Below are 12323 nucleotides of genomic sequence, written 5' to 3'. Positions count from 1 at the left end.
ATGCTGTACCCGCCGCTCAGCGCCAGCGTCCCTTGCCGGATCGCGTAAGGCCCGCCCGCCACCGTCTCACCACCGTCTCGGGTAAGGGTCCCGCTGACCGTCACCCCGTTGGGCAGCGGAGGGGAGAAGGTATAGGTAAGCGTGGGATCGGTGCTTCCGTAGGTCTTGGACTGGGGGGCCGCGATGACGTTGATGACGCTGGTGGCAGCGGTCAGGGTCAGCGTGCTGTCGGCGGCGACAAAGCTATACATCCAGGAGGATAAGTTCTGGAGGTCGGCAGTTACGGTGTAATCCCCGGGAGGGCTCGAGGTGGTCGCGGTGGTGGTGAAAACCGGTGCGCCCCGCAGCGAGGCTGCGACCGGGATGAGAGCGCGACCGGTGCCGTCGGCATAAAAATACTGGGGGGTGAAAGTCGGAGTCGATCCGGCCGGTATGCTCTGCAGCTGCGCCTTGACGGTGACCTGCGCCCTCAGGTAGTAGGCCTTGCTGGTTTCGATCAGCTTCCCGCCCCCGTTGTCCCCGGCCATCAGGCCCCGGGCGCGGATGTAGCGGATCTGGTTCCACCCCTTGTCCCGGCCGAGGTTGAGGCCGCCCAGCTCCCACTTGGTCGGCGCCGTCCTCACCGCCTCGCCCAGCATCTCCCAAGTAGTGCCATCCTCGGAGTACAGGAAGACCGCGCGTTTCAACTCCGGCCCTCCTCCTCCGCACACCTTCAACCCGCACAGGGTGGTGTCCGGCTCCTCTATGCCCCGGGTCCAGGTGACCTTGCTGCCGTCGGCGGCGACGGAAAGCTCCTGAGTCGCCCACCCCGCCGCGAAGCGCACTATGCGCGCCTTCGAAAAGTCGCCGTTCACCCGATCGTACTGACCGGTGATGATGCCTTTGCCGTCGGGCTGCAAGCGTGCAAAGGAGACTTGGTAGTTATCCTGATAGCTGTCCAGGACCGGCTCTCCAAAGATGCCGAAATTGATCCCGGGGTCCACATGGCCGGTGGGATCGATGCGGGCGACGTTGTTCACAGGGACCGTATTGCCGTCAGCGTCGACCAGGTGATCGAACCAGCCGGCGACGAGGACACTGCCGTCAACCTGCACGGTCGCAGCGCTGACGTGTGAGATGTTGGGCTGGTTGTAGGTGTAGACCCAGCCAGGATCGAGGCCGACCTCCACCGTGAAGCGGTCGTCGATGGTGCCGTCCTGATAGCCGGGGCGGTGGTGGTTGATGCGCATCACGTTGCGATGCCAGATTTTTCCATCCTTGCTGTAGGTGTAATCGAAATTTCCGGCGGCAACGATCTGTCCGTCCTTGTCGAAAGTGAGTGAGCTCACGACCTGTTCAAACGGTTGATACGTTGGTCGGTAACTCGGATCCCAATCCGGCACGTTCGAGTCGTAAATCATCTCCGGCCGCAGCACGTTGAAGGTTGGATCCAGAGTCCCGTCTTTGTTCAACCGGAAGATGCTGCCATATTTGGTGCCGACGATGATCTTGTAGTCGTCCTTGGTCGGCCCGGGATCTATCAGCATCGAAGTGGCCACTGGCCGGATGTTGGGAAGCAGACTCGGCTGCATCAGCGGAGAAGTTGGCGGCCACATCAGCTCGCTTGGTGCATCGAAGGTGCGGTCCCAGACACCGTTCCTGTCGAGTTTGCTGAGAAAATAGGGAGTCCCCCAGGTGGCGGGGTTGTAGGCGTCGACCAGGTTGGGATAGTTCACCCCTGCCAGATAGATCAGCCCGTCAGGGGCCTCGGCGGCGGCACTGGTGGTATTGGCTTCCGCGTACTCGTGCGGGACGTCGGCAAACCTCTGTGCATTGTACGGGATGCCGAAATCCAACAGCGGGGAGTCGTTCAAAAAGAGCCAACTATGGCTGCAGAGGGCATTCTGGATCATGGCGATGCCGCTGCCGGCGATCAGGGTGTATTTATCGTCGATGAGAGGGGACCAGATCAGCCAACTGGAGCTGCCATCGGGCATGCTGGCGGAATCGTTGAACGCAGGAGCGTCCGCCAGCGTCCAGTCCGGGTTCAGCTTGGCGAGCCCCTTCAGTGTCTGCCCCCAGACGGTGGAGAAGTCCCCCCAGAAGGCCATTTGGCCGTCAGGCTCCAACACCACATCGCCGATGTGGTAGTCGACGGTGCTGCCGACGTTGGCGACGTCGTCGTCCAAGGTTCCGAATCCGTAGAAGCGTGCCAGCATGGTGCGCGGCCTTCCTGCCGCGGCGGCGAACCTGCCGCCGATCAGCAGCTTCTCGTCGGACTGCAGGGTAAGCGCCTCCACGGCCACCTCCCCCGTCACCTGCGGGGTCACCTCATCCCGCCCCAGCGCGTCAGGGTCGAAATCGTCGAGGCTGCCGTCGACCTGGTAGCGGGCGACACGGTGGCGGGAGGTCACAGTTCCATCCTCGTCCAGCACCTTGACGAAGCTCCCCGCCAGCACGATCTTGCCATCAGGCTGCACGACCATCGCCGAAACCGCCCCGTCGGGCCCCGGATCGAAACCGTCCAGCACGCCGTCATTGGTCATGCGCGCCAGGTGGTGCCGATCGATGCCTGCCGGAAAGTTACTGGTGGTGATCCAGGTGAAGTCACCTCCGGCCAGGATGCTCCAGTCCGCCTGGATGGCCAGTGAGCGCACCACCCCGCCCGGCCGCGGCGTGAAGCTGGTATCAACCAGGCCGGTGTCGTGGAAGCGGACCAGGTACGGCTGCGGCGACTGGAAATCCCCCCCCACCACGACCTTGCCGTCTTCCTGGACCAGGATGGCGTTCACCGCCTGCGTTATGCCCGCCGAGACCCCGCCGGCAAAGCAGTCCTGGAAGGTCCCGTCGCTGCCGGCTATCCTGGCGATGTTGCTGCAGCTCGTTCCGCCGGGCCTTCCCTTGATGTCGCTGAAGGTGCCACCGACCAGGATGCTGTTGGCGGTGGGATGGAGGGTGATGACCTGGATGACCGTGCCCCCGTCGGTGGCGGGATCGAAGGTGTCATCCACGCTGCCGTCGATCTTCAGCCTCGCCAGTCCCTTTCTGAAATGGTCACCCCCGCCGTCGGTGATCTTGGTGAAAGAGCCGCCGACCAGGATGCCGAGAGGCTGAGGCGGGTCGCTCTTGTCCATCTGGACCACCACCGCATTCACCTGGCCGTCGACGATGGGGAAGAAGCCGGTATCGAGCGTGCCATCGGTGTTGAGCCTGGCAAGGTTCAATAGGGTCTTCACTGGCGAGCCGGCGGTTGCCGTGAAAATACCGCCGATGATGACCTTACCGTCCCACGGCTGCACCGCGACCGCCTTCACGCTGCCGTTGCCGCCATTGTTGGTCAGATTGACCGTGCCGGAACTGTAGATGCGGAAGCCGTCGATGTTCAGGCTCGCCCCCATGCCCCGCGCAGGCAGCAAGAACGGCATGAGTAAAAGCAGCAGGATGATCGCCATCTTAGCCATCAGCACTCTCCAGTTACCGCCACCTTCAAACACCGCCATCACTTCGTAGGCACCGGGCGCACCAGAACCGGCTGCCGCCCCACCTTCCACTGCCCTAAAATCACGTCCAACCTTCCCCTCCCCTGCCCTGCCTAGAACCCGTTACGCGCCCCCTCCCCTTCGAGGGGAGGGGCGGAGTGAGGATGGGTTGGTCTCCCCTGGCCGCCTACCTTTCCTGAATGTGAATGATCTTCTTGAGCGGCTTGAGCCCTGCATTGGTGACTAACTTCAATCCCGCCGGCAGGCCGGTTGCCCCGTCTCCTTTCCTGTTTGCGAAGGTGGTGGCGAGATCGATCTCCCGCACTCCGCCGTTGGAAAGCTGCACCAGCGCCTTTCCCTTCAGGTTCAGATCAGGCAACACCGGATCCTGGATAGGACCTGCCGTCACATACCTCATTCCCCACAAATAGGAGTTTCCGAACTGGCAGCTGTCAGTGCTGGGCTGGAAGGTGGAGAAGAAGGCCGCACCGGCTGTGGTCGGGATGGGCGTAGTCAGGACCCGCTCGGCGCCCACACCATCGTGGGCGGCTTCCAGGTCGACGCGCCACCCCGCATCGGTAAGACCGGCAGCTGCGACAGAATGGATAGTGGTCGTCTGATCGATCAGCTCGCCTGAAACACTCGCACGGCAGTTGGCGTCGAGCTTGTCGTAGGTAAGGACCTCCCCGTCTTTCCTGATGTTGTAGCAGGGCTCCTTGATTCCGTAGAGAGAGCGCCGGTCGGACATATCGTCCTGGCTGAAGAAGTACCTTCCGGTCCCAAAGTACAGCCAGAGGTTGTGATTTCTCGTATCCTGTAACCTGGCAATGCCGCTGGTGACCGGCCCCACTCCATCAATGACCTTACTTACCTGCCACTGGCTCGGATCGATCTTCTCCCCGGTGATCAATCGCAGGACGCCTCCGCCCCAGGTGCCGCCTGAACTCATCTGGCTATAACCGACGTACAGGGCGTCATCCTGATAGTTCCGGTCCACGTCGATAACCCCGCCCCCCATCGCCCCGGCAAAGGCGTTCATGATGCCGGTCGGGATTGTCGCCACCAACTCGCCTGTGCGCAGGTCGACCACGAAAAGCTTGAGTTCCTGGCTCGATTGCCCCAGGAATTGATGAGCAACCGTATCAACCGGGCCGGTGGGTCCCGAACCAAACACGGCAAACCACCTGCCGTTGGCGTTACGATCGCCAATCCGCACCATGGCCGGGCCGGTGGTCGTGTATCCCAAGGCTGGGTTGCTGAACTCCCAGAGCAGGATGGGGTTGTTCTGATCCGTCACATCGAGGGCGAAGTAGGAAGAGTATCCGACCCAGCTGCCGCCGGTGCTGGGATCGGCGAGAGGCGGTGCCACGCAACCGGCACCCGCTCCGCAACTTGCCCCACCCAGCCCCATGCCGCCTACCAGTACCGTTTTCCAGGTATTTTCGGCCGGATCGAAGGTCGCGGACTTTGGCTTCAGGCAGTTCCAGTAGCTGCCAGTGCAGCCGGCGTTGTTCCCGATGCTGGCGTCGAGCACGGTAAGCTTGCCGTCCACGTAGTACAGGTGCCGGTAGTTGAGGTTCGCCAGGTACTTGAGGTAAGGGAGCGCGTTCTTGGGGATGAAGGCCCAGCGCTCGCTGCCGAGGTCACCTCCGCTGGCGGTGACGGTCGCCTTGAGGTCGCGATTGGAGGTGGTGTCCAGGTTGCCGAAGTTGAAGGCATGCAGCATGCCGTCGTTGGCACCGAGATAGACGGTGCCGCGTTTACCGTAATAGCTGCTGCCGATGAAGGCTGCATAGGAGAGGTCGCCGTAACCGCCGGGAGAAAGATGATATCTCCCCAGCGGCACCCGCCACTGCACCTGGGGCGTGGAAGAGATGACATCTCCCAGCTTCCATACTCCGACCCCCTTCAGCGAATCCGCGGTGGAGGCCGGAATACCATCCTTTGCCAGAGTCCTGCTGCGCATCGTGGGATCTCCGGGATCGAAGCCATGCAGGTAGCTGATCAGCTTGCCGGGGTCAGGGTCCCCCGCCTGCAGATGCAGGTAAGGGGTGATAGCTTCCTGCGAGCCGGAGGAGAACTTCATCATTGCGGCCCCTCCCACCGCAGTCCCGCCCGGCAGCAACGGGGTGTAGATGGTGCGCGGCAATACCGTCAGATCCCTGCTCCAGAGCTGTTTTCCCGCCTGCCAGAGATATTTCACCTGATCGACCTCCAGCTGCGATTCCGGCCCGTCGCAGATACCGTCGCCGTTGCTGTCGGAGGTGAGGTAGGCCCAGCTCTTATTGCTGGTGTCAGCAAAGCGGATACTGACGATCTTGTCGTCTTTCAGAGTCAGCTTTCCGTTGCCGTCGGAGTCCTCGCGCAGGGCGCTGCCCGAGCCCGCGTCGATGCCAATGAAGGGGTCGATGTAGTACCAAAGGCTGGAGAGTTCCCCGCTCCACTTGATCGTGGTCTGCCCATTATCGAGGCTGCGGGAAGGAAAGAACTGCTCCCGCATGGATATCGCGCCGTTGCCAACGCCAGTCGAGGCGATGCAGGGATCGCTTCCCGAACCGGCGGCGATCTCCTGCAGCATCAGGTGGAAGGAGTGCTCGAGGTCGGCGAAGTTCTGGATCCTCGCGAGCTTCCCCCCGCCATTGGACGCCGTGAGCTGCATCAGCTTTTCCGGCACCCCCTCGTCCTTGGTCGTGCAGTTACCGTTGGAATCGTAGCTGCCGCACGGGGCACCGTTATAGAGGACATAGGTGGTGAGGTAATCCTTGTTGTAGACGGGAGGCTGTGTGAAGGATGGATCGTTGATGTTCTTGTGCCGGGCGATCCAGGCGAGGTCGTCCAGGTTGTAGCTGCCGTCCAAGGTGGGCACGGAGTCTCCAGCCTTGGTGGTCATGCTGGACGGCATGCCGTAATTGCCGCTCAACGACTGCTGAGCTGCGTTCGACACCAGCGAGTTCACGTTGGCGTTACGGTCGGCAGTGGAGACGCCGTTGCTGACGATGAGTACGTTGTTGCTCTGGCAACTGAGCCTCGGCGTGGTGGTGCCGTAATCGGCAGAGTTGAACCTGAGATCGGTCCGGTTGGCGAAGTAGCCGATGGCTTCATAGAAGGTTTCCGCAAGCGGGCTCCACGAGGTGCCCGCCATCTGGTCGATGTACGAGATGAGGCCGGAGGTGTGGTCACCAAGGGAGCTGCCGACCGGGAAGACGACCTTGCCGCCATCGAGGAAACCGAGGTTCGAACAGTTCGTGTAGCCAAGATCGGTGCATTCCGTCAAGGCACCGTTGTTGTTGAAGATCATGGCCCCGAAGTTGAGCTCATTGGCGTATTCCTGCAGGATGCCGCTGGGCGGGGAGCCGACCGCGATCCTGGCGTAGAGAGTTTTCGATACGGGGGTGGACACGGGAGTATAGCTTCCCCGCATGCCGAGGTTGTACATGCCGAGATCCGGGATGAAGTCCGGGACGCCGACCCCGAAAGAAGGACCGACCAGCACCTGCTTGGGAAGGTCGGCGCAGTAGTGGTCAAGTTCGGTGGGGGAAGTGATCGAACCGCTAATGCTTCCGTCGACATATTTTATCCCCAGGAATCCCTTGGTATCGAAGCCCACCGGGACATGGTTGTAATCGGTCCCCCCGGAGCCACAGACTGCGTCAGCGCTGTTGCGGGGAATGGTCTGCGGTTTTCCTCCGTGCAAGTAGTGCAGGTTTGGGCCGCAGGCGTTGGCGGCATCGACCTTGCTGATGGGGCCGTTGGTCTTGGCGCAGTAGGTCATGGCCTGCACAAACAGCTGGTTGTCAGAGACCGAGGTGATGCTCCCTCCCTTTCCGTCGTCGTGGCTCTCGGCGGGGGGCACCGTCAAACAGGCCAGCGCATCGTTTACAGCCGCTGTGGAAACATTTCCCGTCTGCCAGCCTCTTGCCGCCGCCATACAAGGCCCCGTCCGATACTGGTTGTCGTAGATCTCGATCTGGGTCAGGCCACCCGGGCTGGGGAGGTAGTCGATGACGCAGGTCTTGATGGTGGAGGCCGGAATCGGACCGCTCACGGCGAAGGTGAGCTGGGGCAGACCGGCGGCCACCTTGACGAACTTCCTCCCCTGGCAGCCGCGCGTCTCGCCGATCAGCATGCCGCTGGTCGCGCCGCTGCCATCAGGCAGGAACTTGCCGCCGGTGAGCGCCTGCTTCTCGAGGTCGAGCCGGGAGGTGGTGAGCCAGTTGAGAAAATTCCCTCTCGCCATGAAGGTCTGCACCGTCGAGGGGGACGCCGCATCTGTCATCTGGAGGTAGAGATATCCGGTCAAGGCGGGGCAATAACCGCCGCCCGCGACACAGGAGGTGGGCAGGGAGGCGACGGCTACGAACCTGCCCCCCCCTGGATAGCTGAAGTCGTAGTTGTAGTAGCTGTTCCGGTCGAAGTAACCGAGGTAGGAGTTAGTGTCGCTGTAGCTTTCGTCGTAGCAATAATAGGGGGGACGGGAGATGCAGCTCTCGCCGCTGGGGCAATCGGCATTGGCCGAGCAGGAGCGGGTGGTAGTTCCCGAACAGATGAAGCCCCCGGTGTCGGAGTAGGCGAGATCTTCGGCACTGGCGGAATTGTCGAGCATAAGCAGCACATTCGACTTTAAACCGGCACCGGGAAGAGGTGGTACGCTGCAGTAATTGATGCCCGGGAAGCCGCTCACAGCCAAGAGTGGTGTCGGCATCAGCAGCCGGCAAAGGCTCAAGACCAAAAGCGAAGCCCGCAGTATGCTGCCACCGCGGGACAAGCGGTGCCCTTTCATTGCATGCCCCCCAAACCGTGTCAGCTCATCAGAAAAGCAGGATTTATTACAATTTTCTAAGTATAACGGCGTGATCCCAAAAGGAAAGACCGGCACCCTGCGGACCGGCTGGCGATAGACATTGGCACCGGTGCCGATAAAATAAAAATCTTTCATATTGGGTCGGGGTTCAGGAAAAGAGTATCGCAGGTGCGAGGTGGGGCGGTTGGAGGGGGTATGCCATGGACGTCTGCGATCAGCCGAACAACGAGACTCGGGTCGAGTTGGGGGAACCGGTTCCCTATGAAGGCGAAAAAAGGCGCCCGCTGCTGATCGCCGCGGCACTCGGAGCCCCCATGGGGACCACCGACCCGCTGGATCTGGCCCTGCTGAAGGCGGCTTCCCACAAGGATCTCGGGGATTACGAGCAGTTGGCTTGCGCGACGCTGGACCCCGCCTCGCGTCACAGCGTGGCGCGCGTGCGGCGGGTGGGCTCGGAGGTGGAACGGCTGATAGCCCGTGGAGAGCTGCAGGCCATGCTCGACCTCTGCGGCTGCGAAAAGGGCTCTGGCTACCGGAAGCTGCCGGGTGAGATGAAGATGCTGGAGGGGTTTCGTGAGCTGGCGGTGGCAACCTGCACGGTGGGAGGCTCGGGGGAGCAAGCCTGGAGGTTCCTCGGTTACGTGCCGTTCAGGGAGTCGGGCCAGAAAACGTCGCGACCTGCGGAGCCCGGTGACCTCCGGCAGCTCCCGGCCCCGGACCGGAGGCTTCGGGTGCTCGCCTGGCTGGTTCTGCTGCTGATCCTACTGCTGGCGGGCTTGCTGTCGCGAACCGGCCGTTTCCTGTACCACGGTGTGCAGGGCCCGGTCTCGGTTTCCAACAGCACAACCTCTCCCTCCGGGAGGGTGCCGCAGTGAGGGAGCCCCGACCCGGCCCTCTTGTGAAGAGGGGAGCAACCATTGTAGAATCAAGCAGATAACGAAGCAGGTGACAACGAGATGAAACGTCTGTCAACCATACTGGCTGCCCTTTTGACCGTCATCCTTACCGCATCCTCCGCGGTGGCGGCACAGAAGGTGAGGTCGCTATGCGAGATCCACTACCCGAGCGACCAGCGCATCCAATGGAGATGCCAGAAGCTGAAAGAGGGAGATACACCGCAGCGGCTGTTCGGCGGGCACTGGCTGGACGTGCTTCACTTCAACCGGCTGGACCGGCGCCACTTTCTGGCCGGGATGTCCATCAAGGTGCCGGTTCACCCGCAGCAGCTCAACAGCTTCACGCCGCTTCCCGCCACCCTCCCGCAGGCAGCCTCCGAGCCGAAGTTCATCCTGATCGACCAGAGCGAGATGTTCCTGGGCGCCTACCAAAACGGCAAGCTCGTCTACTCGTTCCCCATAGCCCTCGGCATGGAAGGGTTCCGGGTTCCCAACGGGGAATACCGGATCGAAGCCGCCGACCGGGACCACCACTCCAACCTCTACCAGGTGGAGGAGATCGGGCGCCCGTACCCGATGCACTACGCGCTGCGCTTCTGGATCGACAAGACGCGGGAGGATTGGCCCTCCTACTGGATTCACGGGCGCGACCTCCCCGGCTACCCCGCCTCGCACGGCTGCATCGGCCTCTACGATGAGGAGATGCAGGTCGAGTACTACTCCGCCTACGACAAGAAGGTGAATGGCAGGAACTACCGCGCGCTGACCAAGCCCTATCTCCAGGCCGCCAAGGTCATCTACCAGTGGGTGGTCGGCCCCGGCCCCGACTCCGGGAAACTTCACAAGGTCGACAACGGCCCGAAGGTGCTGATCACCGGCTCCCCTCCAGAGAGCCCCGAACGATAAACGACAAAGGCCGCACCCAACCGGGCACGGCCTCTAGTCGCTAACAGTGTGGTGCAAGCTATTCCGAGTGCTTGAACGGCAATCCCCCAACACTACTTCTCAGCTGGGCCACGGCTTTTTCCAGTTCGGTCAAATGCCGCTCGAGTTCCTGGAGATCGCTCTCGGAGTTGAGAGTTTCCGCCGCTCTCTTGACCTCGGTGATGTTCATGCCGAGGACTTCCCTGACGCGTGTAGTCTCGATACGAGTCATGATGGCCCCTCGTTCAGCTCCCTACCCGTTATCCACGCCAGTGGATGCAGGATACCGGGCAGACATCGATGGCGTTGCTTTGGATTTCCTCTTCTGAGGCGCCGGTCGGGTCGTAGCACTCGGCCTTGCCGTTGTCGGCGAAGCGGAATACTTCCGGAACGTTGTCGGTGCAAAGCCCGCAGCTGATGCAGACATCCTGATCCACCCAAGGTTCTCTCGCCATAATATCCTCCTGCTGTTTTAGGTAGTTTGCCTGAGCCGGCCCACGCGGTCAGTCGGGACGGAGAAACTCTAACACCTGCCATGGCGTAGTCAACCGCCAGATGAAAAGAGTCACCGAATCATGGAAAGCCGCCTTGTTCGACAAGGTAGCAACGGAAAGTATACTGATATCCTGAAGTTGACCACAGATGATACAATTTTTGTATCCACTGTCTCATTTCCCAAACCTGCTATCTCCCGTGAGGCGACCATGATGCAAAGAGCTCTGAGAATCCTTACCGCGGTGGCCGCCTTCGACGGTCACGACGCCTCGGTGCTGGCCTTGAACCGGGCGCTGCTGATGGGCGACACGCCGGTCGAGGTCATCTACCTCGGGTTCAACATGACCGGTGAGAACATCGCCGAAGCGGCCCTCCAGGAAGGCGCCGATGCGGTGGCGGTGAGCTCCTACAACGGCGGCCACCTCCAGTTTTTCCCCCACCTGGTCAAACGCCTGCGGGAGAAAGGCAGCGGGGAAACGCTGGTGTTCGGCGGTGGAGGCGGCACCATCCTGGTGGAGGACGCCCGGGAGCTGGAGGCGGGCGGCGTGGCGAAGATCTACGGTCCCGGCTGGCCTCTGGACGGCATCGCCCGCGACATGGTGCAGCGTATAGTCAACCATCGCAGCGAAGCGACCCTGGAGCCGAACCCGGCGACCTGGGCAGAGGGTGTCTCCGATCCCGTCCGGCTGAGCTCCTTGCTCACCCTTACGGAAAGCAGACCCGCCGACAACTTCCCGGGGCTGCTGCAGCGGCTGACCGACCGACAAAGGAGCGCCAGGATCGTGGCCATCGCCGGGGACGGCGGCAGCGGCAAGAGCACCCTGATAGACGAGCTGGTCCGAAACTTCCTGGCGCACTTCCCCGACAAGAGGGTTGCGGTGCTCGCCAACGATCCATCCATCGCCACCGGCCAAGCGACGACCGCCTTCCTGGCGGACCGCGTGCGCATGAATGCCATCTACCACCACCGGGTCTGGCTGCGCAGCGTCGCTACCGGCAGCGCCTACGCACCGCTCTCTCCGCACCTGCCACAGATGCTGGGACTTTTCTGCGCCGCCGGCTACGATCTGGTGCTGGTCGAGACTCCGGGTACCGGACAGACGGGGCTCGACCTGCAGGACCTGCAAGCCAACCTGCTGATCTACGTGAAGACCAGGGAGTACGGCAGCTCTCTGCAGCTGCAGAAGGACCAGCTTCTGCGCGATGCGGGGCTGGTGGTCCTCAACAAGGTGGACCTGGAGGGGGCGGAGGCCGCCTGTTCTGAGCTGCGCGGCGTGCTGGCGGAACTCGGCAAGCAGGATTCATTGTTCCCCACCACCTCGAAGGCGGTACGCGATCCCGGCACCAGCCGTCTGTTTGCCGGCATCTGCCAAAGGCTCGGCTGGCCGGCACCCGAAGCCGCCCCGGCCGCCGACATCTTCAGCTACGCGAAGAAGAACACCCTGGTGCCGCATCCCCGCAGGGCGTACCTGGCCCAGATCGCGGAAAAGGTGCGGAGCTACGACCGTTTCGTGGACCGCGAGCTGCACCAGATCCGGAGCAACCCTTTCGAGCTGGCCAGGCTGCATCCTTCCAGCGAGAAGCTCCTGGAGGAGTGGCCGACGAAGTGGCGTGAGCTCTCCCTGCAGGCCGCGACCCGCATGGGGATCGCCCCCTTCGTGCAAACGCCTAACGGCTTCAAGCTGCTGCGGGTGGCGCTCCCCGACCCCGAGGACCGCCATGAGTCCCTGCGCTTTCTCCTGGAGGAGG

At 62.2% G+C, this 12323-nt stretch carries 7 protein-coding genes; 3 read left to right on the top strand and 4 right to left on the bottom strand.

Annotated elements, in window-relative coordinates:
• Together VJ604_RS01760 and VJ604_RS01755 are read right to left on the bottom strand one after the other, a co-directional pair.
• Positions 1-3440: MBG domain-containing protein (locus VJ604_RS01760; RefSeq protein WP_324079663.1), on the bottom strand; the 3440-nt coding region annotated here is incomplete at its 3' end.
• Between the two features lie 205 nt (positions 3441-3645).
• Positions 3646-8061, bottom strand: coding sequence for a pilus assembly protein (locus tag VJ604_RS01755; RefSeq protein ID WP_324079662.1), 4416 nt, complete (start codon positions 8059-8061; stop codon positions 3646-3648).
• Positions 8062-8459: 398 nt separating this feature from the next.
• Here VJ604_RS01755 and VJ604_RS01750 point away from each other — a divergent pair, with 398 nt between their 5' ends.
• Together VJ604_RS01750 and VJ604_RS01745 are read left to right on the top strand one after the other, a co-directional pair.
• A complete protein-coding gene (locus VJ604_RS01750) occupies positions 8460-9134 on the top strand; it encodes a hypothetical protein (protein WP_324079661.1) in 675 nt (224 codons plus the stop codon).
• Between the two features lie 81 nt (positions 9135-9215).
• Entirely contained in the window at positions 9216-10061 is an 846-nt protein-coding gene (locus VJ604_RS01745) for a L,D-transpeptidase (RefSeq protein WP_324079660.1), read from the top strand.
• Between the two features lie 58 nt (positions 10062-10119).
• On the opposite strand, the gene VJ604_RS01740 is transcribed toward VJ604_RS01745, so the two are convergent.
• Together VJ604_RS01740 and VJ604_RS01735 are read right to left on the bottom strand one after the other, a co-directional pair.
• Positions 10120-10311, bottom strand: coding sequence for a hypothetical protein (locus tag VJ604_RS01740; protein ID WP_324079659.1), 192 nt, complete (start codon positions 10309-10311; stop codon positions 10120-10122).
• 28 nt (positions 10312-10339) lie between these two features.
• Positions 10340-10534, bottom strand: a complete 195-nt coding sequence (locus VJ604_RS01735; protein WP_324079658.1) for a ferredoxin — start codon at positions 10532-10534, stop codon at positions 10340-10342.
• Between the two features lie 249 nt (positions 10535-10783).
• On the opposite strand from VJ604_RS01735, the gene VJ604_RS01730 reads away from it, so the two are divergent.
• The coding region (locus tag VJ604_RS01730; protein WP_324079657.1) for a cobalamin-dependent protein at positions 10784-12323 on the top strand (1540 nt) is incomplete at its 3' end.

This window comes from Geomonas sp., from assembly GCF_035254065.1.
Classification (GTDB): domain Bacteria; phylum Desulfobacterota; class Desulfuromonadia; order Geobacterales; family Geobacteraceae; genus Geomonas.
This window is presented reverse-complemented; position numbering and strand designations above follow the sequence as displayed.